At 71.6% G+C, this 24,127-nt stretch carries 24 protein-coding genes and 1 pseudogene; 11 read left to right on the top strand and 14 right to left on the bottom strand.

Features of this window, described 5'->3' with window-relative positions:
• The first annotated feature begins 28 nt into the window (after positions 1 to 28).
• Entirely contained in the window at positions 29 to 244 is a 216-nt protein-coding gene (locus tag ACTWO6_RS11025) for a hypothetical protein (RefSeq protein ID WP_446219526.1), read from the top strand.
• 240 nt (positions 245 to 484) lie between these two features.
• Positions 485 to 751, top strand: a pseudogene (locus tag ACTWO6_RS11020) (phage holin family protein); the annotation flags it as partial.
• A 358-nt stretch (positions 752 to 1,109) separates the two neighbouring features.
• Here the strand turns inward: ACTWO6_RS11020 and ACTWO6_RS11015 are convergent.
• The gene (locus tag ACTWO6_RS11015) at positions 1,110 to 1,367 is read right to left on the bottom strand and encodes a hypothetical protein (RefSeq protein ID WP_446220875.1); all 258 of its coding nucleotides are present in this window, start codon (positions 1,365 to 1,367) and stop codon (positions 1,110 to 1,112) included.
• A 184-nt stretch (positions 1,368 to 1,551) separates the two neighbouring features.
• On the opposite strand from ACTWO6_RS11015, the gene ACTWO6_RS11010 reads away from it, so the two are divergent.
• From ACTWO6_RS11010 to ACTWO6_RS10985, 6 genes are all read left to right on the top strand, one after another.
• Positions 1,552 to 2,322 (top strand): hypothetical protein, encoded by a 771-nt coding sequence (locus tag ACTWO6_RS11010; RefSeq protein WP_446219525.1) that lies wholly within the window; start codon positions 1,552 to 1,554, stop codon positions 2,320 to 2,322.
• 534 nt (positions 2,323 to 2,856) lie between these two features.
• Complete coding sequence (locus tag ACTWO6_RS11005) at positions 2,857 to 3,522, top strand: response regulator transcription factor (RefSeq protein WP_446219524.1); 666 nt, start codon at positions 2,857 to 2,859, stop codon at positions 3,520 to 3,522.
• Entirely contained in the window at positions 3,519 to 4,583 is a 1,065-nt protein-coding gene (locus ACTWO6_RS11000) for a sensor histidine kinase (protein WP_446219523.1), read from the top strand. The genes ACTWO6_RS11005 and ACTWO6_RS11000 overlap by 4 nt, the downstream gene beginning before the upstream one ends.
• A 186-nt stretch (positions 4,584 to 4,769) precedes the next feature.
• A complete protein-coding gene (locus ACTWO6_RS10995) occupies positions 4,770 to 5,924 on the top strand; it encodes a threonine ammonia-lyase (protein ID WP_446219522.1) in 1,155 nt (384 codons plus the stop codon).
• Positions 5,921 to 7,051, top strand: coding sequence for a D-alanine--D-alanine ligase family protein (locus ACTWO6_RS10990; protein WP_446219521.1), 1,131 nt, complete (start codon positions 5,921 to 5,923; stop codon positions 7,049 to 7,051). Before ACTWO6_RS10995 ends, ACTWO6_RS10990 begins: the two co-directional genes overlap by 4 nt.
• Positions 7,048 to 7,683, top strand: coding sequence for a M15 family metallopeptidase (locus ACTWO6_RS10985; protein ID WP_446219520.1), 636 nt, complete (start codon positions 7,048 to 7,050; stop codon positions 7,681 to 7,683). Before ACTWO6_RS10990 ends, ACTWO6_RS10985 begins: the two co-directional genes overlap by 4 nt.
• Positions 7,684 to 8,049: 366 nt before the next feature.
• Here ACTWO6_RS10985 and ACTWO6_RS10980 read toward each other — a convergent pair whose 3' ends face one another.
• From ACTWO6_RS10980 to ACTWO6_RS10970, 3 genes are all read right to left on the bottom strand, one after another.
• Positions 8,050 to 8,625, bottom strand: a complete 576-nt coding sequence (locus ACTWO6_RS10980; protein WP_446219519.1) for a GNAT family N-acetyltransferase — start codon at positions 8,623 to 8,625, stop codon at positions 8,050 to 8,052.
• A 653-nt stretch (positions 8,626 to 9,278) separates the two neighbouring features.
• Positions 9,279 to 9,410 carry a hypothetical protein gene (locus ACTWO6_RS10975; RefSeq protein WP_446219518.1) on the bottom strand — a complete coding sequence of 44 codons (132 nt, stop codon included), beginning with the start codon at positions 9,408 to 9,410 and terminating at the stop codon, positions 9,279 to 9,281.
• A 72-nt stretch (positions 9,411 to 9,482) separates the two neighbouring features.
• Positions 9,483 to 10,145, bottom strand: coding sequence for an HAD-IA family hydrolase (locus ACTWO6_RS10970; RefSeq protein WP_446219517.1), 663 nt, complete (start codon positions 10,143 to 10,145; stop codon positions 9,483 to 9,485).
• 209 nt (positions 10,146 to 10,354) lie between these two features.
• Between ACTWO6_RS10970 and ACTWO6_RS10965 the strand changes: the two genes are divergently transcribed.
• The gene (locus ACTWO6_RS10965; protein WP_446220625.1) at positions 10,355 to 11,380 is read left to right on the top strand and encodes an ROK family protein; all 1,026 of its coding nucleotides are present in this window, start codon (positions 10,355 to 10,357) and stop codon (positions 11,378 to 11,380) included.
• A 204-nt stretch (positions 11,381 to 11,584) separates the two neighbouring features.
• On the opposite strand, the gene ACTWO6_RS10960 is transcribed toward ACTWO6_RS10965, so the two are convergent.
• From ACTWO6_RS10960 to ACTWO6_RS10950, 3 genes are all read right to left on the bottom strand, one after another.
• The gene (locus ACTWO6_RS10960) at positions 11,585 to 12,796 is read right to left on the bottom strand and encodes a sodium:proton exchanger (protein ID WP_446219516.1); all 1,212 of its coding nucleotides are present in this window, start codon (positions 12,794 to 12,796) and stop codon (positions 11,585 to 11,587) included.
• A complete protein-coding gene (locus ACTWO6_RS10955; protein ID WP_446219515.1) occupies positions 12,786 to 13,037 on the bottom strand; it encodes a signal peptidase II in 252 nt (83 codons plus the stop codon). The genes ACTWO6_RS10960 and ACTWO6_RS10955 overlap by 11 nt, the downstream gene beginning before the upstream one ends.
• 378 nt (positions 13,038 to 13,415) lie before the next feature.
• On the bottom strand, positions 13,416 to 13,976 hold the full coding sequence (locus ACTWO6_RS10950; RefSeq protein ID WP_446219514.1) for an NADPH-dependent FMN reductase: 561 nt from the start codon (positions 13,974 to 13,976) through the stop codon (positions 13,416 to 13,418).
• 176 nt (positions 13,977 to 14,152) lie between these two features.
• Here ACTWO6_RS10950 and ACTWO6_RS10945 point away from each other — a divergent pair, with 176 nt between their 5' ends.
• A complete protein-coding gene (locus tag ACTWO6_RS10945; protein ID WP_446219513.1) occupies positions 14,153 to 14,617 on the top strand; it encodes a MarR family winged helix-turn-helix transcriptional regulator in 465 nt (154 codons plus the stop codon).
• Positions 14,618 to 14,741: 124 nt separating this feature from the next.
• Here the strand turns inward: ACTWO6_RS10945 and ACTWO6_RS10940 are convergent, their stop codons facing one another.
• The 6 genes from ACTWO6_RS10940 to ACTWO6_RS10915 all read right to left on the bottom strand — a co-directional run bounded on the left by ACTWO6_RS10940 (position 14,742) and on the right by ACTWO6_RS10915 (position 19,821).
• A complete protein-coding gene (locus ACTWO6_RS10940) occupies positions 14,742 to 15,356 on the bottom strand; it encodes an FMN reductase (RefSeq protein ID WP_446219512.1) in 615 nt (204 codons plus the stop codon).
• Positions 15,353 to 16,450 (bottom strand): LLM class flavin-dependent oxidoreductase, encoded by a 1,098-nt coding sequence (locus tag ACTWO6_RS10935; RefSeq protein WP_446219511.1) that lies wholly within the window; start codon positions 16,448 to 16,450, stop codon positions 15,353 to 15,355. Before ACTWO6_RS10935 ends, ACTWO6_RS10940 begins: the two co-directional genes overlap by 4 nt.
• A 266-nt stretch (positions 16,451 to 16,716) precedes the next feature.
• Entirely contained in the window at positions 16,717 to 16,881 is a 165-nt protein-coding gene (locus tag ACTWO6_RS10930) for an RNA polymerase sigma factor (RefSeq protein WP_446219510.1), read from the bottom strand.
• A gap of 131 nt (positions 16,882 to 17,012) precedes the next feature.
• Positions 17,013 to 17,192, bottom strand: a complete 180-nt coding sequence (locus ACTWO6_RS10925) for an RNA polymerase sigma factor (protein WP_446219509.1) — start codon at positions 17,190 to 17,192, stop codon at positions 17,013 to 17,015.
• Positions 17,193 to 17,247: 55 nt separating this feature from the next.
• Positions 17,248 to 18,276, bottom strand: a complete 1,029-nt coding sequence (locus ACTWO6_RS10920) for a saccharopine dehydrogenase family protein (protein WP_446219508.1) — start codon at positions 18,274 to 18,276, stop codon at positions 17,248 to 17,250.
• A gap of 162 nt (positions 18,277 to 18,438) precedes the next feature.
• Positions 18,439 to 19,821 (bottom strand): RNA-guided endonuclease InsQ/TnpB family protein, encoded by a 1,383-nt coding sequence (locus ACTWO6_RS10915; RefSeq protein WP_446220624.1) that lies wholly within the window; start codon positions 19,819 to 19,821, stop codon positions 18,439 to 18,441.
• 116 nt (positions 19,822 to 19,937) lie between these two features.
• Between ACTWO6_RS10915 and ACTWO6_RS10910 the strand changes: the two genes are divergently transcribed.
• Positions 19,938 to 20,831, top strand: a complete 894-nt coding sequence (locus ACTWO6_RS10910) for a helix-turn-helix domain-containing protein (protein ID WP_446219507.1) — start codon at positions 19,938 to 19,940, stop codon at positions 20,829 to 20,831.
• A 291-nt stretch (positions 20,832 to 21,122) separates the two neighbouring features.
• Here ACTWO6_RS10910 and rph read toward each other — a convergent pair whose 3' ends face one another.
• A complete protein-coding gene (rph, locus tag ACTWO6_RS10905; protein ID WP_446219506.1) occupies positions 21,123 to 23,720 on the bottom strand; it encodes a rifamycin-inactivating phosphotransferase in 2,598 nt (865 codons plus the stop codon).
• Positions 23,721 to 24,127 lie beyond the last annotated feature (407 nt).

Genomic DNA, 24,127 nt, shown 5'->3' with positions numbered 1-24,127 from the left:
GCGTCGACGTAGCAGAAGGGCGCCGCTGATGCAGGCGGCAGTGATTTCCCTGGCAGCGGTGGCGGCGGCGGTGGCCGTCGTACGAGCCGGCGGTCGCCGCGCCGTAGGTGACGCGACGGCCGATGATCTTCGTGCCCTGCAGGACGGCGCGTTCGCCGATGCGGGCATGGACGCCTCGCCGCTCACCGGCGCCCTCCCTGGCCGGAACAAGGAAACGGCGTCATCGGCGGCCGCAGCGCGGTAAGGACGGCGAGCGCCGCCCCGCAAGCGCTTAGGCACGGCGCCGGCCAGCCGTGACCAAGAGGCGCCCGCCGGGGGCATCCGGTGACTGCGGCCTGGCGCGACGGGCTGAATCTGTCTTTGGAGGTCACGGACGTGGCTGACCGCGCAGCAAGACGTTCTGCATCCCGCACGGCGACGGCGGTCCGGGCGGCGGAGACCGGGCGGCGGACGGGCCCCAGGGGAAGCTACTGTCGCGCAACTTGTGCAGCGTGAGACCAATCAGCTCGCCCGTCTGGTGCGCGACGAGCTAGCTCTGGCCGGGACGGAGCTAACGGCCAAAGGTGAACGCGCCGGCTTCGGTGCCGCGATGGTTGGTGGCGCAGGCGGGACGGCACTGTTTGGTACGGGTGTCCTCGTCGCCGCGTTCATCCTGCTCCTCGCCGAGTTCATGCCGGCGTGGGTGGCCGCGCTGGTCGGCGCGGTGATCCTCTTCGCGGTGGCCGGGCTGCTCGCACTGTTCGGCAGGAAGCACCGCCATCCGCGCCTATGGAAGGCCACCCGAGCCACCATCACCCGCCCTGTAGCTGCACGTCGCGGAGCATCGGTCGCCACGACGCAGTACGGCCCGACGACCGGCGTGGCCAGAAGCTGGTGCGGTTGGCATCGAGCGACCAGGAATGTCAGCGGCCGACGCAGCAGGATGGCGCCAGCCCCGGAGAGCGGCGATGGCCAGCCGCACCGCCGGGCCGGCCTCGAGGAGTCCATCCCCGGGCTCGGCGTGCCGCAGCCGCCCGTCGTGCTTCCCACGGGCCGGGTCGCCGCCGCCTGGCCCGAGCACGCCAAGCCCGCACAGATTGAGGATCAAGCTAAGCCCTCCCGGCCGTCCCTCACGCGGTCCAGCCGAGCCAGGCGTCACCGGCCGAGACGACCGCCAGCCAGATCAGCACCGCCGACAGCGGCACCAACGGCACGAGCGCCGGCCGCCGACGCAGAAGCCGGATCGCCACCGCCAGGAGCACCAACCAGACCAACACCAGCCCCGCGACCGCCCAGGCCGGGGCGACCAACCCACTCGCCGCATACCAGGTTCCCAAGGCCAGGTGTGCGACCAGGCCGAGCCACCCCACCACGCGCGCCGTCTGCATCTGTCCATACTCCGGCTTCGGGCGGCTCCCCCGCTCCACCGCTCCACCGCTCCGCCCGAACGACCTCGCCAGGCGTCACGCCCGACGGCGGCGCCTGCGTCTCTCGGGTGGTGAGCACCGGCTCGTGACGTGGTCCATCCAGATAGGAGAGAATGACGGACGGGGCAGGACGGGAGGGCCGGCTATGAGGCACATCTTGGACGTCGACGAGGCAACCGTCCGCTCGGGTGGGGCGACTCTCGGCGCGATCCGGCGTTCCGTCGGGACGCGGCCCCGGCGGTGGCTGGTCGCGATCACCCTGCTGGCGGGCCTGGCAGCCGCCGGGGCGATGACCGCGGCAGTGCAGCCCGCCGACCTGACGTTCGCCACGCTCTCGGACCCGGTGCAGAGCCTGATGTCGGTCACGGTGCCGTTCCTCGGCATCCTGCTGGCCCGCGACCTGCGGCAGGCACCCCGTGCGACCCGGCTCGCCCCGACCCTGCTGGCGGCGACGCTGCTGGCCGCCGCCGTCGGGGTCTTCGGGGTCCTGGTCTGTGCCGCTGCGCTCGCGGTCGCACCGTCCGGCACCGCTCAGGACCCGTGGCGTCACGCCGGAACCGTCGCGGTGGGCGGGATACTGGTGCAGGTCGTCGCCCAGCTGGTCGGTACCGGGTTGGGCCTGCTGCTGCGGTCGTACGTCGTCGCGTTCCTCGCCAGCATCGTGCTGCCGCTGGGCCTGTGGTTCGTGCTGGGCGGCGTCGACGTCCTCCGGCCCGCCCAGGCCTGGCTCACCCCGTACGCCGCTGCCCGGCACCTGCTCTCCGGCCGGATGAGCGCCGTGGCATGGGCGCAGTGGCTCGTCGTCCTGCTGATCTGGGGCGTGGGTCTGAACGCCGTCGGCGCGGCACGACTGAAGCGGCGGAAGCCGGGGGGCGATCCAGTACCGGAAGCCGCCGCGCGCGGCTCCGGGCGCTGAATTCGCGGGAAGGGCCCGCCCGGGCGGGCGGGGCCAGGTGGACGACGCGTTCAACGTCGAACGCCGGAGTGCGGCGCTCGAGGATGGCCGGGCGGGAGCGCGTCAGGTGGTGCGGCGCCTCGTACCGTCGGGCGTCAGCACGATCCGGCCCGTGGCGCGCCCAGCGGCTTGCCGTGACCAGGCCTCAGCGGCATCGGCGAGCGACGTGGTCTCGTAGTCGAGGACCAACCGCCCGACGGCGCCATGGTCGGCGACGACTCGCAGAGCCGGCGCCTTCTGCTCGCTGCTCAGCTCGACGTTCGACCCACCCGCCGCCTTCGTGACTCAGCCCACCCCCGCTCGTCAATAGCCTGTTTTTGGGGCGGGACGGATGCCACAGATCGCGCGGCTCGGGGAGGAAACCGGCGGCCGGGCTTGCGGCGGTTTGTCCGCCGAGCGCCGTCGCGGAGGATGGTTCCTGCGAGTGCTTACAGAACCCTTAACCCCGGCCTGCAACGGTGTGCCGGACGACGAGGAAACACGGGGAGCGGAAGCGTGCGGGTGCTGGTGGCGGACGACGAGCGGTTGCTGGCGGACACGGTCGCCGAGGGGCTGCGGCGCCTCTCGATGGCCGTCGACGTCTGCTACGACGGCGACGGTGCGCTGGAGCGGATCAAGGTGAACCGGTACGACGTGGCCGTGCTGGACCGGGACATGCCCGGGCAGACCGGCGACGAGGTGTGCCGGAACATCGCCGGGTCCGACGTCGGTACCCGGGTGCTGCTGCTCACCGCCGCCGCCGGGATCCGGGACCGGGTGGAGGGGCTCGGCCTGGGCGCGGACGACTACCTGACCAAGCCGTTCGCCTTCGCCGAGCTGGTGGCCCGGGTGCAGGCCCTCGGCCGGCGGTCCGCGCCGGCCGTGCCACCGGTGCTGGAGCAGCACGGCGTGGTGCTCGACGTGGCCCGGCACACCGCCACCCGGGACGGGCGCGCCCTCGGCCTCAGCCCCAAGGAGTTCGCCGTGCTGCACGTGCTGATGCGCGCGGGCGGCCGGGTGGTGAGCGCGGAGGAGCTGCTGGAACAGGCCTGGGACGAGTTCGCCGACCCGTTCACCAACGCCGTGCGGGTCACCGTGATGACCCTGCGCAAGAAGCTCGGCGAGCCGGCGATCATCCATACCGTGCCCAAGGCCGGCTACCGGATCGGCGGCCCTGCGTGAACTGGACCCCCCGCCGCCGCATCCTGCTGGTCGGCGTGCTCGCCCTGCTCGTCGGGTACTCCCTGCCCCGCCTGGCGAAGCAGCTGCTGGGCGCCGTGTGGGTACGCGGCCAGCAGTTCTGCGACGTGCCGCTGCCCGGGCTGCGGGCGGTCTGCGCCCAGGCGCGCCCGGCCGCCGACGGGCTGCTGGCGCTGGGCCTGCCGCTGGTGTTCCTGGTCGCCGTGGCGGCGCTGGCGTGGGCCACCCTGTGGTGCCTGCGCCCGGTGCGCGACCTCGCCGAGCCGATCGCGAACGTCGGGCCGCAGAACCTCGGCCACCGGATCCGGCCCCGGGGGCGCGACGAGCTGGCCCGGCTCGCCCGGGCGATCGACGAGATGATGGAGCGCATCGCCGCCGGCTACGAGGGGCAGCGGCGGTTCGCCGCGAACGCCTCACACGAGCTGCGCACGCCGCTGGCCGTGCAGCGGACCCTGATCGAGGTCGGCCTGGGCCGGGCGGCCACCGGCGACCAGCTGGAGCTGTTGACCGCCCAGCTGCTGGAGACCAACGAACGCAACGAGCGACTCATCGACGGCCTGCTCGCGCTCAGCGAGAGCGACCAGGGCCTGCGCTCGAGCACGCCGCAACGGCTCGACGAGATCGTCGCAGGGGTGCTGGCCGCGTACCAGGACCGGGCGACGCAGGCTGGGGTGACCGTCGAGCACCACCTCGCTCCCCGGGTCGTGCTCGGCGAGCGGGTGCTGCTGGAGCGCCTGGTGACGAACCTGGTGGAGAACGCGATCAAGTACAACCGGCCCGACGGCACCCTCACCGTCACGGTCGGCGGCGAACCCGCTCTGACCGTGGTCAACACCGGCCAGGTGGTGCCGGCCGAGGCGGTGCCCGGCCTCTTCGAGCCGTTCCGGCGCCTGGCCCGGGACCGCACCAACCAGGGCGGCGGCGCCGGCCTCGGCCTCGCCATCGCCCGCTCGATCACCCAGGCGCACGACGGCATCATCGCGGCCCGACCCGCCGAGTACGGCGGCCTGCGGGTCGACGTCCACCTGCCCGCCCGGCGCTGACCCGGCCGACCGGCCGACCCACCTTTCCCCGGGATCCGCGTTACCGCGGCATCCCCACCTCCGCCATGCCCGGTGGCGCTCAGCCTGGCCGTCCACCGGGCGCTGCTGGCGGTCGGCGCGACCTGGCTGTTCGACCTGCCCACGCGCCGCCGGCGCGCGACCACAACCGCAATCGAAGGAGAAGCTATGGCACGCACAGATCCCCCGGCCCCGGTGCGGGCCGACGTCGAGGAGGCCGCCCAGTGGTTGTCCGGCCGGGTGGTGCGCACCCCCGTGCTGCGCTCACCGGCGATCGACCGGCTGGCCGGCGCCCGGGTCCTGATGAAGGCGGAGAACCTCCAAGCCGGCGGCTCGTACAAGATGCGCGGCGCGCTGCTCGCGGTCGGCCGGCTCGCCGCCGCCGGGCACACCGGGGTGGTCGCGCAGAGTACCGGCAACCACGCGGTGGCGGTGTCGCTGGCGGCCCGGCGGCACGGGCTGGCGGCGACCGTGGTGCTGCCGGTCGACGCGGCGGCGACCAAGGCGGCCCGGGCCCGGGCGGCTGGAGCGCACGTCGTGCTCGCCGGCACCACCGTCGAGGAACGGCTGGCGGTGGCCCGCCAGCTCAGCGAGGCCACCGGTCACCCGCTGATCGACGCGTACGACCATCCGGACGTCATCGCCGGGCAGGGCAGCGCGAGCCTGGAGCTGATCAGCGAGGCCGAACGTGCCGGCACCCCGCTGGACGCGCTGGTGGTGCCGGTCGGCGGTGGCGGCGGGGTCGCGGGCGCCTGCCTGGCCGCGTCCGGCAGCGCGATCGACGTGTACGGGGTCGAGCCGGCCGGCTGCGACTCGCTGGCCCGCAGCCTCGCGGCCGGGCGGCGGGTCCCGATCGCGCCGGGACCCACGATCGCCGACGGGCTGCGGCCGTCCTGCGTGGGTGAGCTGCCGTTCGCCGTGCTGCGCGACGGCGTGCAGGGCGTCGTGCGGGTCGACGACGAGGAGATCGCCGAGGCGTTCCGGCTGCTGCTGCTGGAGGTGAAGGTGCTCGCCGAGCCGTCCGGGGCGGCCGGCCTGGCCGGCGCGCTGCGCCTCGCGGCCGGCCGGACCGACCCGGGGCGGCCGGAGCCGGCCGACGCGGGTGGTCCCGGGACGGCCGGTGCGGCGGGGCTCGAAGCGGCCGGCGTGGACGGGTTCCCGGCGACCCGCGCGGGCGTGCCCGGAACGACCGGCGGGGGCCGGCGGAGTTACCGGACGGTCGGCGTCGTGCTGACCGGCGGCAATGTCGAGGCGGCGCTGGTCGCCCGGTTGATGGGCGAGCGGCTCGCCGACGTGACGAGGGTGGAAGGGGTGGCGGCATGAGCGCGCCGATCCGGATCGGAATTCTGTTCGGGGGCCCGTCGGCGGAGCACGAGGTCTCCTGCGCCTCGGCGCTCGGCGTGGCCCGGGCGCTGGCCGGCGGCGGGTATCGCACCGTCGCCATCGGCGTCACCCGCACCGGCGGGTTCCGGCTGGTGCCGGATGCCGTCCTGGCCGAGCTGCGGGACCGGCCCGCCGCCGACCGGGCCATCGACGACCGGCTGACGGTGACCGGGCCGGCGGTCGAGCTGCGGGCCGGCCCCCGCCCGGGGACCGTGCTGGTGGTCACGAGGAACGCCCCCGGCGCGGTGCACGCCGAGCTGGACGTGGTCTTCCCGGTGCTGCACGGCCCGTTCGGCGAGGACGGGGTGGTGCAGGGGCTGCTGGAGTCGCTGGACGTGCCGTACGTCGGGTGCGGCATCCTCGCCTCCGCCGTCGGCATGAACAAGGTGGCGATGAAGCGGGCGCTGCTCGCCGACGGCATCCCGATCACCCCGCACGTCGCGTTCGACGCGCACACCTACCGGCAGACCGACGACCCCGAGAAGCTGGTGGTGGGGCTGCGCCGGCCGCTGTTCGTCAAGCCGGCCAGCATGGGCTCATCGATCGGCATCTCCCGGGTCGCCGACGGCGACGACCTGGCGACCGCGGTGGAGGAGGCGCTCCGGCACGACCAGCTTGTCGTGGTCGAGCAGGGGGTCGTCGGCCGGGAGCTGGAGTGCGCCGTGCTGGGCGGCTGGCGCCCGGAGGCGTCGGCGGTGGGCGAGGTGCGGGTCGCCGGGGGCTGGTTCGACTACCAGCAGAAGTACTTCGGCGACGCCGACCCGATGGTGGTCCCGGCCGTACTGCCCGACGACGTGACCGAGCGGGTCCGCGAGCTGTCCCTGCGCGCGTTCGCCGCGATCGGCGGCTGGGGCCTGGCCCGGGTCGACTTCCTCTACGAGGAGACCACCGGCGAGCTGTACGTCAACGAGCTGAACACGATGCCCGGCTTCACCGCGCACTCCATGTACCCGAAGGTGTGGGCGGCGGCGGGCGTCGGCTACCGGGAGGTGGTGGACCGCCTGGTCGAGCTGGCCCGGACGCGGCACGCGGAGCGCGCCGCCACCGCCACCCGGAGCGCCCGATGATCCTGCTCTCCGATCCCCGGGTGGCGGCGGTGCCGAGCGCCGACGACGGCGAGCCGTTGGTGGACCTGCGCGACCTGCCCGAGCTGCGGCTGGACGGGCGGGCGGCCGACCCCGCCGGGGCGTACGCCCGGCTGCGCCGCGGAGTCGCGGACCGGCTGCTGACCGTGCAGCGCTCGCTGCCCGCCGGGGTGCGCCTGCTGGTCGTCGAGGGATACCGGCCCTACCAGGCCCAGCTGGGCATCTTCACCGGCTACCGGGACGAGCTGCGCCGGCGGCACCCGGACTGGTCGCCGGAGCGGCTGCACCGGGAGACCAGCAAGTTCGTCTCGCCGGTCGAGGTGGCGCCGCACAGCACCGGCGGGGCGGTGGACCTGACATTGTGCACCGACGACGGCGTGGAGCTGGACCTGGGCACGGCCGTCGACGCCACCCCGGAGGACAGCGCCGGCGCCTGCTTCACCGGCGCCCGCACCATCGGCGCGACCGCCCGGCGGCACCGGCGGATCCTGGTGGACGCCCTCGGCGGCGCGGGACTGGTGAACTACCCGACCGAGTGGTGGCACTGGTCGTACGGCGACCGCTACTGGGCACTGACCACCGGCGCGCGCCGCACCCGGTACGGGCCGGTGTGACGGACCGGTCGAGGCTGGATCGTGGCGCACTTCGGTTGCGGACGCAATCATCGGAGCGGTCTTCCTACCGCCGTCCGACGGTAGGAAGACCGCAGGCCCGGAACACCGAACCGGGGGCCGGCGCGGGCTCCGATGCGACCCAGGGTGGTGCACTTTCCAATCCTCACGGCGCTGACCCTCGGCGCCCCGCGGCCGTCATCCAGCGAGAAGAACGCCACCACACCCACGACGCTGGCCACCAGCATGGCGGCGCTCGCGAAGGTGAGGAAGCGACTTGCCTCCGGAAGCCGGTTGAGCCTCAGAAGCGAGTCACGGACCCGGCCGCCAAGTGGCTCAGTCGCCGCTGGGTGTGCCGTTCCGCCCGAGTCAGCCGGTCGACTGTTGCATGATCCAGATCGTCAGCGGCTCGGCCGTCACGGTGCGCGCGACCTCCCAGCCGGCGCGGCGGTACACCTCGACGTTGCCCGGGTTGCTGGTTTCCAGGAACGCTGGCACGCCGTCCGCGGCGGCCCGACGCAATCCGACCCCCATGACGGCGTGGCCCCAGCGGCGGCCGGCGTGGTCGGGATGGGTGCCCAGGACGCCGAGGTACCAGAACGGGGTGGTCGGCAGAGCGGCGTGCACGGCCTCGCCGTACGCGTTGACGCGGGCCAGCGCGTCCGCGGGTAGGTGGGCCGCGAGACTCTCGTCCGGGGGCCCGCCCGCGGCTGCGGGACCGTCCCACATCGCGACCGACGCGCCGTGCCCGACTGTCCAGATCGTTCCCTGGCCCACCCGCTTGTCAAAGAGATGCCCGAAGAACGCTGCGGCGTACCGTGGATAGGCGACATCGTCGGGGAAGAGGTACCGCAGGACCGGATCGTTGGCGAACGCGGCAACCAGCGAGCCCATCACTCGTTCACGATCGGCCCGGTCGGCCACGGTGATCTCAGGCGCGGTCACAACACCCGACGATATCTGGACGGGGCCGCTGGTGCAGCAGGCCAAGCCGCCCAGTTTGCCGTTCGATCCGATCGGTCGCGAACGAGCACTCGGTATGGAGTGTCGCCCGCTCGTGCCGTACCCCCGACACGCCTCCCTCGACAGGCGTTCAGGTGGGCGTCGCGGGTTGGCACAGCAACTCGCCCGTGGCCGGGTCCTGGCACAGGTATCGGGTCCCCTCGTGCATCCACCCCCACAACACGTCATTGAACAGGGGTTGCCGACAGTGCCGGCACGTCGCGACCCGGCGCTCCTCAGGCGGCAGTTGTGGCACCTGGCCCGCGCTGTCCGGTGTGGTACGTGTCACCGTTGCGGATGCGGGCGAGGCGGTGGCAGCGCGCCGTTGCTGGGACGACGGCTGTGGAGGTGCTACCGGCGATGTGGGGTCAGCCATAGGTACTTCCTGTCCGCGCTGTTCTGATCGACCGGGCGGGACCCCGGGGTCTGGAGTCCCGCCCGCCAGAGAAGCCGTGCAACCCGACCTTCCTGAAGCACAGGCGTTGCGCATCGCGGTGCTGTTACAGGGACACGGTCGCTGGTCACGGCGGCGACTCGCATGAAGCGGTGGCGGATCCGATTGTCGGATGTGCCCTTCGCCGGCGACGGAGCGCCCGTTACTCGGCTCCCGGGATCTCCAGGTGACGGTGCAGGTACTCTCGGACCAGCGCCTTGGCCTCGGCCAGCGTGTGCTCGTCGCCGTCAGGCTGTCGGCGGAACGCGAGCGCGATGAGCGAGTCGAAATCCAAACTTCGTCGATAAGTACGCCGCGGGCGTCAAGGCAGGTACACCTGACAGCCCGGCGTGTCGCGTCACCACGGTCACCGACGCGACCGCGTCAGCAGGTACGCCAGCTGCGCCAGATCCGCGATACGCAGGTCCGCGTCGATACCTTTGAGGCCGGCCGTCCACGCGCCCGCCGCGCGCCCGGCCTGCACTCCGACCTCGGCGTCCTCGACGACCAGGCAGCGCTCGGCGGGCACGTCGAGCAGCATGGCAGCGCGTAGGTAGCCCTGCGGTTCCGGCTTGCCGACGCTCACGTCGTCGACCGTGACCAGCACGGGCGCGTCGATGCCGGCGGCGGCCAGCCGCGCCTTGGCCAGGCGGGTGTCCGCGCTGGTCACCACCGCCCACGGCAGCCCGAGCCGGGCCAGCGCCGCCAGCAGTTCGAGTGCGCCGCTCGTGGCGGTGACGTCGGACAGGTCGTCGTACTGAAGCTCCAGCTGCCGTGCCGCGGACGCGGCCACCGCCGCGTCGTCGAGGTGGGGCAGCAACCGGCGCACCGTACGGTCGGCCGGGCTGCCGTGCGCGATCGCCAACGCCGCCACGGCGTCGACGTCGTACTCGCCGGCCCACACCCGCCACGCCCGCTCGACAGCGGCGTCGGAGTCGACCAGAGTGCCGTCCATGTCCAGCAGCACGGCAACCACCGCCGACAGGTCCGCAACGATCTCGCCAGCGCCGTCCAGGTCCAGCAGCACCACGACAACCTCCCTAATATGCTCGTGATACGAGGATAAGGTGGTGTGCTCCTTCCATGGCAAGCCCTCCCCGACAGCGCGCCGACGCGGCCCGATACCACACCGCGTCACAGGTGCTGGCCGTGATGTCTCGCCGACCCGGGATCACTCGAGCGGCGATGGCCCGCGAGCTGCACCTGACCAGCGGGCTCGCCACCGAGATCACGGCCCGGATGCGCGAGTTGCGGCTGCTCACCGAGACACCCGCCCCCGTCCGTGGGCGCGGCCGGCCCACGACCGTGCTGCAGCCGCATCCCGAGGGCCCGGTGATCCTCGCGGCCGACCTGCGCCAGGAGGACTGGCGCCACGCCGTGGTGACCGTCGACGGGCAACTTCACAACCTGCGCCGTCAGGCGCACCGCAGCCGCAGGCCCGCGACCGTGCTGGCCGCGGTGCGTCAGACAGTCGCCCAGGCCCGTACCCAGTACGGCGACCGGCTTCGAGCCGTCTCCCTCGCCATCGCCGGCACCATCCACGACCGGCACCTCGCGCAGGCCACAACGCTCGGCTGGGGACCGGTAGATCTGAGCACCATTTCCATCGACACGTCTCTGCCGCTGCTGGTCGGCAATGACGCCACCCTCGCCGGCGTCGCCGAAGCCCGCACCGGCGCGGCCACCACCGCCAGCACGGCGCTCCACCTCATCGTCGAGGTCGGCATCGGCGGCACCCTCACCGTCGATGGCAGCCCCGTCACCGGAGCCCACGGCGCCGCCGGCGAATACGGACACCTACCCCTCGGCGACCGCCGCCTGCACTGCCCCTGCGGGGCCCGCGGCTGCTGGGACCTCGACGTCGACGGCCGCGCCCTCGCCCGCCATCTCGGCGAACCAGCCCCTGCCGATCCCCGCAGCTATGCCCGCCACATCCTGGACCGGGCCGCTGACGACACCCGCGCACGACGGGCCGTCACCGCCGTCGCGCAAGCCCTCGCCACCGGCATCGCCGGCCTGGCCAACATGCACGACCCCAACCTAATCACCCTTGGCGGACTCGGTCCCGCTATCCGCCACACCGCGCGCGCCGCGTTCGCCAGCGCCTACACCGACGGTCTCATGGCTTTCCACCGGGCCCAGCCCCCACCGGTCGTCGACGCCGCGCACGGCGACCACGGGCCACTGCACGGTGCCGCGATCATCGGCCTCGACCACACCATCAGCGAACCCGCCCTCGCCGACTGGGCCATCGCCAACCGTTGATCACATTCCCGTCGGGCTGGACATCAGCCCGCCTGAATGCGCTGGTCCTGCTGCCGTCCCCATACCACCGTTCGTACCCGCATCCTCCGGGTGCCGCACGCAAGCGACGTCGTTCGGGCGCCCAACGTCATCCGGCGGGCCCATCGCTGCCGCGGACACGGCGGGGCGTGGGGTCGGTGTGTGAGGTGGGTTCTCCGATCGGTGTCAGAGGGACCTGATCAGCTCGGGAACGTGGCGACGCTGCCGGATGAGCAGCACGACGGCCAGCACGGTGTAGGCGACGGCGATGACGTAGCGGATGTTCGGTGCGGGCAGCACGAACTGGACGGCGAACAGGCCGAACAGCAGGGCGGCTTCACCGCGGGACAGTCGCAGGTCGGTCAGGACGGCCACGCCGAGCAGCGTCTGGGCGGTGGTGAGCACCAGTTCCGCGGTCTGCCGGGCGTCCAGCGGCAACCCGGCGAACTCTCCGCCGCCGAGGTAGTAGGCGACCGGCAGGCAGGCGATCAGCAGGGTCCACTGGTTGAGTTTCGCGGCCAGCAGTGCGCCCATGCCGTCGTCGGCGCGTCCGCGTAGGGCGAACGTGATCGCGACGATGACCTCGGGCGCTTCGGAGGCGATCGGGGCCAGCCACTGGACGAGCAGGAACTCGTCAATGCCCAGCTCCTTGCCCGCGCCGACGAGGGCGTCGCCGAACGGTTCGGTGGCGGCCAGGATGATCATCCCGGCGGCGACGAACAGCGCGGCCACCAGGCCACGCCGGCGGGTGGCCGGCTGAACAGCGATGGTGGCGGCCACGCCGGCCAGTTCTTCCTCGGCTTCCTCCTTGCCGCGGAGCCGCCACAGGTAGGCGGCGAACATCCCACTCAGCACCAGCGCGTCGTACCAGGCCAGCCGGCCGGTCAGCGGTATGACCAGGGCGTAGAGGGTGGCGACGGCGAGGAACACGATCTCGGTGCGGCGGTGTGCCTGCAAGCTCACGGCGTCGCGTTCGCCGCGGACGCCGCGGCGGCGTACCGCGACGATCGCGAAGAGGACCAGCAGCGGCCAGGCCACCCCGATGAGCAGGCGGTTCGCGCCGGTCATGTTCGCCATGGCGTAGGCGGCGTACGCCGGGTCGTGACCGGCGGTGTAGGCGAAGAAGATGTCCACCGCGTACTCGGGCAGGATCGCCACCAACGCCAGGATGGCCAGGGCGAGGCTGCCGGAGATGTCCACCCGGGCGGCCTCCGAGGCCCACATCAGCAGCGCCACCGAGGCGAGCACGGCGGCGCCGAAAACCGCCACCGCCGCCACCGGCGCCAGCTCCACCCCGGCCAGCCGCATGATCACTGCCGGGGCGGCAACCGCCACGGCGAGGGCGATACGAGCCCCGGCGCCCCAACCGGTGACGGTGGTCTCGATCTCAGCGCCCATCACGGCCGCCGGCGGTGTCGGCGAGGTGGGCCGCGTCGCCTCCCACGGGCGAAGCGGCGATGATCGGGACGTTGCGCAGGCTCAGCAGTACCGCTACGGCGACGCCGCAGACCAGGGCGCTGTCGGCGATGTTGAACGTCGGCCACCAGTCGACATACGGGAAGTCCACGACCTCACCATGGCCCACCCCTGAGGGGCGGACGAGCCGGTCGACCAGATTGCCGGGGGCGCCACCGGCCATGAGTCCCAAGGTCAACGCCCAACCGTGGTGGACGCAATCGCTGAAGGCTGGACGATGACGCCGACGCCTGGCCGCCGCTGCCCGCGTGGCGCCCGGCACGCGGCGACGGATCGACAAGGGCCCGGCCGCCGTCGCGCCGGCGGCCGCAGGCGGTCGAGGATCCTCCGCAGGGTCTGCATGCACCGCCGCCAACGATGCAGAGCAGGACGCATCGGCCACGCGGAACTCGCCCACGAGGAGTGGCTGACCGAGGCCGCCGCATGACCAGAGAGCTCACCCGCGCTGGTACTCCCCCGCCGAGGCTTGGGCGGGGATGAGCGGACGGAGATGGCCGCGGGAGGATCCCGCGGCCATCTCCGGCACCGTTGGGGGCAGCGTTCAGCGGTTGCGCAGCGGGGCGAGCGCGGTGCTCCAGGCCACGACCTGGTCGAGGGTGGCGTTGAGCGAGTCCTGCTGGAACTGGCTCGGCTTGAAGACGCTGAAGTTCTCGAAGTCGGTGAAGAGCGACAGCGCCACCTGGGACCGCACATCGGCCATCTGGAGCTCGCCGGCGATCAGGCGCAGATGCTCCACGGCCCGGGTGCCGCCAGCGGAGCCGTAGCTGACGAAACCGACGGCCTTGTTGTTCCACTCCGCGTAGAGAAAGTCGATGGCGTTCTTCAGGGCACCCGAGGTGGAGTGGTTGTACTCCGGGGTGACCATCACGAACCCGTCGAACGACGCGATGGTGTTGGCCCAGCGCAGCGTGTGCGGCTGGGAGTACTGGCCCATCGCCGGCGGGTACGCCTCGTCGAGGTGCGGCAGCTGGTAGTCGAGCAGGTCGATGAGCTCGAACTGCGCGTCGCTGCGCTGCTTCGCGACCTCGAGGACCCAGCGGGCGACGGCTTCTCCGTTACGCCCGGGGCGGGTGCTCCCGAGGATGATACCGATCCTGGTCATTGTCGTGCCCTTCCGGATGTCCTTGCCTGGCGAAGCAAACGCTAGCCATTTATTGCTTGGTCAAGCAACTTCTTGCCTTATGGTCACGGTCACAGCGCCTGGTGCCCGCTCACCACGGTTTCCCCCGACCGCGCCGAGGCGGCCGATTGCTCGGTCAAGCAACTAGCATGGATGGCATGTCCGACTCCCCAGCAGAACGCCTGCAACCGCTGACCCCCGAGGAGGAAGCGCTGGTCCGCTCCCTGGGCCGCGTGATGTACGTCCTGCCGCGGACGATCGACGCCGACATGGTGGGCGAACACCAGTTGCCGCTCACCGAGTACACGGCCCTGATGAACCTGTCCGAGGCGCCGGGTCGGCAGATGCGGATGAGCGAACTCGCCGGCGCCTGCCAGCTCTCGCTGAGCGGGATGACCCGTACCATCAACCGCCTGGAGTCTCAGGGCCTGGTCGAGCGGGCCAGGAGCGCGGAGGACGCGCGCGGCTGGAACGCCGTTCTCACCGACGCCGGCCTCGCCCGCTTGAAGGAGTCCTGGCCGAGCCACCTGGCCGCCGTGCGGCGGCGGTTCCTGGACCACTTCAAGGACGTCGACCTGGTCGAGTTGGCCCGCGCGTTCCAGCGGGTCGGGACGGCCGGCTGAGTCATCCGCCGCGCGCTGATCGTGCAGCGGACGACGGCTGCCGGCCGCATCCGCCGCCGGCGCGGCGGGCGCCGGACGCCGGGCGCGCGGCGCGGCGACGCCCGGCGCCCTCGGCGCGGCCCGGTCACTCCCCGGCGAGCAGGTGCTCGAACGGCGTCGGATCGTCGAAGGGGTCGTCGTGCACCGGCTTGTCTCGCCGGTCCACCTCGCGGGCCAGTTCCCCGGCCGCGCGGTCGATCCGGTGGACCAACGAACCCTGCGCCGTGTCGCCGGCACCCCAGTCCTCGGGGGCGGCGAACACCCCGGTCGGTACGACCACCGCGTGCAGGTAGCTGAAGAGCGGCCGCAGCGCGTGTTCCAGCACCAGCGAGTGCCGCCCCGTCCCACCGGTGGCGGCGATCAGCACCGGTTTGTCCACCAGGATGGTGTCGTCGAGGACGTCAACGAACATCTTGAACAGCCCGTTGTAGGACGCGGTGAACGTCGGCGTGACCACGATCAGCGCGTCCGCGCGGGCGACGGTCTCGTGCACCCGCCTGAGCTCTGCCGACGGATAGCCGGCCAACAGATTGTTGACCAGGTCGTGTCCGTGGTCGCGCAGCTCGATCAGTTGGACGTCGACCTCCGCCCCGAGCTGTTCCAGTTCGCGGCGGGCCGCGTCGGCCAGCCGGTCCGCCAGCATGCGGGTCGACGACGGCTGCCGAAGACCGGCCGACACGACCGCGATGGTGCGCTTCATCGGTCCTCCTCCGTCGCGGCGGCCCGCGCCGCCGCCTTCAGCGACTCGTGCGTCGGGGCGTCCGGCACGTGGGCGGGGCGGCCCACCGCGAACTCCTTGCGCAACACCTGCACGACCTCGCCCAGCATCTCGATCTGCTGGAGCACGGTCTTCCGCGGTACACCGATCCCGTCGACGTTGAAGAGCTGGCGCTGGTAGTCGCCGCCCGCGTACTCCCGGAAGGTCAGGGTCCGGTCGATCACCTCCTGCGGGCTGCCGATCAGGAGCGCCGTCTGCTTCATCGTCTCCTCCAGCGACGGGCCGTGCCCGTAGGCCGCCGAGTTGTCGAAGTACGGGCGGAACTCGCGGACCGCGTCCTGTGAGTTCTTCCGCATGAACACCTGCGCGCCGAGGCCCACGATGGCCTGGTCCGCGGAGCCGTGCCCGTAGTGCTCGAACCGCCGTCGGTAGAGCCCCACCATCCGCTGGACGTGCTCCTTGGGCCAGAGGAGGTTGTTGTGCAGGAACCCGTCGCCGTAGTACGCGGCCTGCTCGGCGATCTCCGGGCTGCGGATCGAGCCGTGCCACACGAACGGCGGTACGCCGTCCAGCGGCCGCGGCGTCGAGGTGAACGACTGCAACGGCGTACGAAATCTGCCCTGCCAGTCGACCACTTCCTCGCGCCAGAGCCGGCGCAGCAGGGCGTAGTTCTCGACGGCGAGCGGGATGCCGTTGCGGATGTCCTGGCCGAACCACGGGTAGACGGGCCCGGTGTTGCCACGGCCCATCATCAGGTCCACCCGGCCGTCGGCCAGGTGCTGGAGCATCGCGTAGTCCTCGGCGATCTTCACCGGGTCGTTGGTCGTGATCAACGTGGTCGAGGTGGACAGCACGATCTTTTCCGTCCGCGCCGCGACGTGACCCAGCAGCGTGGTGGGCGAGGACGGGAAGAACGGCGGGTTGTGGTGCTCACCGATGGCGAAGACGTCCAGGCCCACCTCCTCGGCCAGCTTCGCGTACTCCACCACGGCCTTGATCCGCTCGTGCTCGGACGGCATCCGTCCGGTCACCGGGTCGCGCGCCACGTCGCCCACACCAAAGATTCCGAACTGCATCTCAGCTCGCCTGCCTCGCTCGTTCCGATCACGCCTGACGCCCATCAGAAACCCGGGGCGGGCGAGGCGAATTCCTTGACCAGGCAAGTACTTTGGAGTGACGGCGCTCACGGTCGGCCCGGCAACCGCAGGCCGCGCTGCTGCTCGAGGGCATGACGGCGTACCCGATGGTCAGTTGGTCTGGCCCGGCGCGTCCACGATCTTGCCGGTGACCCGGATCAGCTCGACCTCGACGTCACCCCCCTTCAGCCTGACCCCCTCAGGCGTCACCTCTTGCGCGCCCGATGGAGCCGGGACCGGACGGTGCCAGCGGGAATCTCCAGCGCACGGGCGACCTCCTCGCAGGTCAGGTCCGCCCAGGCGATCAGGAGCACCACCTCACGGTCGGCTGGCGCGATCTCCCCCAGCGCCGCCGCGAGCCTTCCGCGCACGGCCTGCGCGTCCAGCCGTACGGCGACCAGGTCGGCCGGGCCGTCGACGCTGTCCGGGTCGGCCGTGGTGACCTGGTCCGCCCGGGCCAGTGCCCGGTACTGCCGCGCCTCGGTCCGCTGGTGGCCGGCGATCAGGTGGACCCGATGCCGAACAGCCAGGGCCGGGCGCTGGGGTGCGTGGTGTCGTACCGCTGCCGGTTGTCGAACGCGACCAGAAACGTCTCCGCCGCCACGTCGTCGGCCAGGTCGCATCCCAGTCGTCGCATCGCGTAGCCATGGATCGCCGGGTAGTAGCGGTCGAAAATGTTCACCCCCGGTGCGGCCCACGCCGGCCGCCATGAGGCGTGTCGCTGAGCGGCTGCAGCGCTATCTGGACAGGTCGAACGAGATGTGTGTGGACAGCGCTTGGAGGAAGTCGGGAGCGTCAAAGACTGCGCCGGCGGAGGCGACGCCGACCGTTCTGGTCTGTCCCGCCAGGAGGCGGTGGACGGCTTCCACGGCGAGCGGCGCGCTGATGGCGTAGATGTCCTGGCCGGTTGCGGTGGCGCGTCGTTGGACGCCGCCGGCTTTCACGACGACGTCGACGAGGAAGGTCTGGGAGGATCGCCCGCGCTCGTCGACAGCTGCCGGTGCGGGTGTGTCCGGAGCTGATATGTCTCTGGCTGCCTCGACCGTCATGTACGTGTGTATCTCGGGGATGGAAAGGTGGCTGGGGACAGTGACGACATCGGCCATCGAGAACTCCCCGACAACCGCCCGATTGCCCGCCGGGGCGGGAAAGGTCCACTGGAGGGCCGGCAGGTCGTCGTCGTGGTACTGCAGGCGCCCGTTGGTGTAGCGGACGCGCCGGCCGTTGCGGCGTTCCCGGGAGACCTTCCCCGCGACGCGGGTGCCGGTCGTGGGGTGCCAGTTGCTCAGCCCGTACGCGATGTGTGCCTCGTCGGCCGCCGTCCAATCGCCCATCGCTGCGGTGGTCAGCAGGTCTCCGAGGCCGCCGAAGAAAGCCATCGCGGGGACGACTACGGTGCCGGCGGCGCGGGCCCGGTCGGCGAAGTGCGTGAACGTGTCCACGTTGGCCTCGATCTCGGCCGCCACGTCCACGTACGGGATCCCCGCGCGCAGTGCCGCCTCGATCACCGGGGCGGCGGTCGCGGCGAACGGCCCGGCGCAGTTGATGACGGCCGCCGCGCCGGCCAACGCCCGGTCAAGCGCGGCTGGGTCGTCGACCGACGCCGGCCGGGAGTCAAGCCCCGCCCGGGCGGCCAGCGCCCGCAGCTTCTCCGCGTCGCGGCCGGAGAGAATCGGGACGAACCCGCGATCCCGCAGCTCCGCCACCACAAAGCGCCCAGTGTGCCCGTAAGCGCCAAACACCGCCACGGCGTAACTCGATCCCATCAGCTCTCCCACCCGCTCAACGACTTGCGAATGACATCGTCTCGGCAGTGACCGGCCGGCGCGAGTGTCTGGAACGCCACGGTGCATACAATTTCGGACATGGGTACTGTCGCTCTGGCCGTCACCGACGGAATGCTGCACTTCGAGCTAGTGCGGTGTCCACTAACGTTCACCGGGTTTGCGGTGGGTGTTGTGGATCCTCGCCTTGGGGGCGAGCGACTCCCCACCGGGTGGTGGGGCGGGCCTCCGCGGGCCAACTGATCCTCGCGCCGCCCGGGGTGGGCGGCGGGGGTCACGTCGGGACCGGCCGGCACCGGGCAGGTTCCGGCCGGCTCGACGGTGCGTGACCACCGCCGGCAGCACGACCGCTGTCGGGGTGGTGGATCCGCCGCCCGGAACACGGGTGGCGATGCTGGCCGCCGCAACGAGGTCGCGGTGCCCGGAAAATGCGCAGTGCGGGCAGGACAACGTCCGCCCACGGGGTTTCGGCACCCGCCTTCCGCAAGCGGGACAGGTGGACGAGGTGCCGCGTTCGTCGACCAGCCGGACGGTGATACCGGCCAGCGCGGCTTTGTCGGTGAGGACCTGCAGGAGCCGGCCGATCTGCCACTGCCGCAACCGCAGGTTGTGCCGCCCCCCGGCGGAGATGTCGAGCACCCCACGGGGATCACCGACGTGCAGCACACCGACCCGCTGCCGCACCGCCCACGAGACGACGCCACGGGCGGCCTCGTGCTGGGCCTGACGGACCCTGCGCCGGTGCCGACCCTCCACCAGCCGTGCCCGGCGGCGATACTGCCGCCACCGCCGCGACCCCTTCTGGCCCGGCTTCGGCGCCCGGCGGGCCACGGCACGGCGGCGGCCCTTGGTGTCGGCCAGGTGCATCCGGTGCTCGGCGCGGATCGCCCGCCCCGACACCAACAACCCCTCCCCGTCCGGGCCGGCCACCGCGTAGGGGTGGATGATCCCCAGATCCACCCCGCCCACCCTGCCCGGATCCGGTCCCTCACCGGGCGGATAAACCGCCACCGGCACCTCGGCGGTCACGTCGAGGAACAGCCGCCCGCCCTCACACAGCAGGGTGACCGACCGGACCTGCTCGACCGGATACGGCACCTCCCGCGCCAGGCGCACCCACAGCGGCGCAGTGCCCTTGGCGGTCGGGATCCGCAACCGGCGCCCGTCGAGGGTGAACGTGCCGTGATACCAGCGCACCGGCACCAACCCCCGCCGCCGACGCGGGAACCGCGCCGACACGTCACCCGCTGTGCGGCGCTTCGCCGCCGCGAACCACGCATCCGAAAACCGGCGCAACACCGACCGCGCACCGACGGAATCCAGTTCGGCGAACGTGCCCGGCCCCGACGCCGCCAACTCCCGACACAACTCCTGATAACCGGACAGGGGTACATCCCGGCGGCGGCGCCGCCACGCATTCACCTCCAACACGCACGCCCACACGTCACCGGCCGAGCGCAGCAGGCCGAAACACCGGCGCCGCTGGCCGGGCGTGACCCGCAGCGCGACGCGGGCGGTGCGGTGCACGGCACGCGGAGCGGCGGGATCCCGACGGCGAGGCACGAACCGAAGCAAACACCAGCCCTACGACATTTTCCCAACCCCGACCAACCCGGCCAACGTTTGTGGACACGGCACTAGCCGTGGCGTACGAGGTCTTCGGCGCCGCCCCGCCCGGCCTGGCCGACCCGTGGTACGAGATCTCCCTGTGCGGTTCGGGCGCCGTGAGAGTCGGCCGGTTCCGGCTGGAGCCCGACAGCGGCTTGGACCAGCTCGCACGCGCCGAAACCGTGATCGTCCCCGCGTGCTCGGATGTCGACGAGCACCCGCCCACCGACCTCGTCGACGCGGTGCGGGCGGCCTACGATGCGGGCGCCCGCGTGGCCTCCCTCTGCACCGGCGCGTTCGTCCTGGCCGCCGCCGGCCTGCTGGACGGGCGGCGCGCGACCACGCACTGGGCACATGCCGGGGCTCTGGCGGCCCGCTATCCGCGGGTCGAGGTCGACCCGGACGTACTGTACGTCGACAACGGCCGCGTGCTCACCTCCGCCGGCAAGGCCGCCGCAATGGACCTCTGCCTGCATCTGGTCCGCCTCGACCACGGCTCAGTGATCGCCAACGCGGCCGCACGCCGCCTGGTCGTACCGCCGCACCGACCCGGCGGCCAAGCTCAGTTCGTCACCACCCCGATGCCCGCCCAGGACAACCACCCGCTCGCCGACCTGTTCCCATGGGTGATCGACCGACTGGACCAACCCCTGACCGTGGAGGAACTGGCCCGACAGGCGAACATGAGCTCGCGCAATCTCGGCCGCCATTTCAGATCGGTAACCGGCACCACCCCGCTGCAATGGCTTCTGACCCAACGAATCCGCCGCGCCCAGGAACTTCTGGAGACCACCGACGACAACGTCGACACCATCGCATCAGCCACCGGCATGGGCACCGCCACAACACTGCGCCGGCACTTCAACCGCACCGTCGGCGTGCCCCCGGACACCTACCGCCGCACGTTCCGCAGCAGCCACCCCCAATAGGACACCTACTACTCCAACCGCACTGTCCGGCTCGGGCACGCGCGCCCGGGCCGTCCGTACCTGCATCTCACCGCGCCGCCGTTCATGCGGACGTGTGGCGGTCGAAGAGACCAAAACCTATCGGGGGTCGCCACTCGGGTGGTGGTTCGGCCGCCTGCTGATGCCTACTCTTGGTTACCGCAGGTCTTGGCCGAGGCGCGGATCGCGGCAGATCCGGATGCCGAGCAGGTCAGTGCCGCTTGGAAAATGTGTGCTTGGCAAGGCAGACGGGCCTTCTCGGTGAGTGGTCAGTCAAGGCAGAATCTCGACGTACCCGTCGCTTCCGTGCACGCGGATCCGCTGCCCATCGGGAATCAGCCGGGTGGCATCGACCACACTGACGACAGCCGGCAGGCCGTACTCCCGTGCGATCACTGCGCCGTGTGTCATCAATCCTCCGACCTCCGTCACCAGGCCTGTGATGGCGACGAAGAGGGGCGTCCAGCTCGGGTCCGTGTGGGCTGTGACGAGGATGTCACCCGGTTCGAGATCAGCCTGGGCCATGTCCAGGATGACGCGGGCGCGCCCTTCGATGGTCCCGGCGGAGACCGGTAGGCCGATCAGGGCGCCGGTCGGCACGTCGTCGCGTCGGTACGCCCCGGCGATGGCCTCGCCATCCGATGTCAGCACCCGGGGCGGCGTGAGCGCGTGGTACGACCGGAACGCGTCCTTGCGCTGCTGGATGAGATGGTCGTCCAACTGGTTGCTGCGCGCGACGTCGTGGAGCTCCTGGAACGCGAGGTAGAAGACGTCCTCCTTCTCAGCGAGCACGTTGGCCTGCACGAGGCGCTCGGCCTCTTCCAGCAGGGCCTGCTTGTAGACGAAGTAGCGGCTGACGATGCCGTACTTCGGGTACTCCCGGTAGCCGATGAAGGTCCGGACCCGGTCGATCATCCGCTTGGTCTCGTCGGCTTTCTGCTCCCCGTCCGGCAGGGCCCGCAGGCGTTCCAGCAGGTCCTCTTGTTTCTTCTGCGCCTCCTGTCGCCCTTGCTCGAAGCGCCGCTCGGCGGCGCCCGGCTCGAAGAGCTTGATGTTGTCGAGGATCAGGGGCACGAGCGTGGTGGGGCGTTCGCTCCAGCGCGGCCTCGTGATGTCGATCTCGCCGACGCAGCGCATGCCGTACCGGTCGAGGTATGCCTCGATGGCATCGCGCGCTTCGGTCCCGCCCGCGAGCTTCGGCAGCTCGTCAAGGAAGTCGTCGTCCTCGACGCCCTGCAGGAACGCCACCACCTCCGGGTGCGGGCGGATCACGTCCGCGACGTCGAGCAGCGCCAGTCCCATCTCCGACGTGACGTTGCCGGGGGCGGACAGCGTGAGGGTGTCGGCCGCGTTCTTCTCGCCCAGCCATTCCTGCAGCTGGTCGTTGAGCCACCAGGTGGCCTCCATCCCCGCCATGATCGCCTGCATGCTCAATGGATCGCCGAGGACTCGCTTGTGCTCCTGGAAGGCCTCCACCAGGAAGTCGAACAGCGCCGGTCCGGTCTTCGTCCGGATGTCGCGCCGCAGGGCGGCGATGGAGGCCTGGCTGCGCTCGATCAGCTCGGTGACGATGGCCGGATCGGTCTCGATCGGGGCGGACGCGCCGCTGGCCGGCGGCCCGCCGGGACCAGCCTCCGGGAGCGTCGGGACGAAGTCGCCGCGGTCGAGGACGGTCTCCAGCGCGTCCCTGATCAGCGGATCGGACCTCCCCGCCATCTCCAGGAGGCCGGCGCGGCTCGCGGGCGAGGCCAGGCGCCGGGTGACGTCGACGAACAGCCTCCCGCCGGCCTCGTGCATCGGCGCCATGGCCGTCAGCTGCCACACGGAGACGCCCAGTGGCTTCATGGGGTCGGTCATCATCTGCTGATGACCAACGGAGAGGTAGACGTGGTTCTCCCGGTCGCGGGCCGCGGGGATGGGGAACAGCGTGGTGATTGGCCGGCTCTGCACGATCTGGAAGTCATCGTCGACCAGGCACCATTCGATGTCCTGCGGGCGGCCGAAATGCGCTTCGATCCGCCGCCCGAGCTGCACGAGCCGCACGACCTGCGCATCCGTCAGCGCCGGCTGCTCCTGCCGCTGCGGGTCGATCGCCACTTCCTGCGTCCCGCCAGCCGGCAGGGCGTGGATGGCACGCTGTTTGGCGGCGACCGCCTTGGCGACGATTTCGCCGTCGCGCACCTTGAAGACGTCCGGGTTCACCAGGCCGGAGACCATGGCCTCGCCGAGGCCGAAGCTGGCGTCCACGGTGGCGACCTTCCGGTTGCCCGTGACGGGGTCGGCCGTGAACAGGATGCCGGCCGCATCCGGGAAGACCATCTGCTGCACGACCACGGCCATGTGGACCGTACGGTGGTCGATGCCGTTGCGCTGGCGGTAGGTCACGGCCCGCTCGGTGAACAGCGACGCCCAGCACCGGCTGACGTGCCGCAGGATCGCCGCCGGCCCGACGACGTTCAGGTACGTGTCCTGCTGGCCGGCGAAGGAGGCCGTCGGCAGGTCCTCTGCCGTCGCGCTGGATCGCACGGCGTAGGCGGCTTGCTCGCCGAGCTGGGCGAGCGCGCGGGTGATCGCCGCCGCCAGATCGCCCGGGATGGCAATCCCTTCGATGATCCGGCGGATCTCCGCGCTGAGCGTGCGGATCGCCTCCCGGTCATCCGGGTTCAGGCGGGACAGCTGATCGAGTCGATCGTCGATCGACGGCGCTTCCGCCATGATCCGCCGGAAGGCGGCCGTCGTCACGCAAAAGCCAGCCGGCGCGCGGATGCCTTCGATCCGCGACAGCCCGCCCAGGTGCGCGGCCTTGCCACCAACGACCGCGACCTGCGTCTCGTCAACCTCTTGAAGATCCAACACGTACTGCTCGATCATTGCGATACCTCCGAGGCAGCCGTGCTCCGTTGCACTGCACTGGCCGATCGAATCACCGACGCCTCGAGCTGTGTCGAACCTCTTGTTGGGCACGTCCTCATGTCTGGTTGGCTTCCCTCTGACGAGTCGGCCGGCCGCTGCGCCCGGTCGGGCGGCGCGCACCCCCGCACCTCCGCGTCAAGAGCCCGCAACTGCACCGCCAATCTCATCAGCGGTTCGAGGTCGCCGCGTCCCCCGTACATCGACAACACACCCACGTCGTGCGCCCCATTTCCTCGTCGGTGCTGTGTCCGGCCGCCGATTCTGCGGCAAGACCCGGGTCTTGCCGCAAGCCCCCCTGTGCGCTATACGTTAGAAGTGGCAAGGAGTGAGATCTTCTTGCCTTTGCTTTTGTCGTCCGCCGCGGG

This window comes from Micromonospora sp. IBHARD004, from assembly GCF_052814115.1.
Note: the sequence above shows the minus strand (reverse complement) of the source record. Positions and strands in the feature narration are given on the sequence as shown.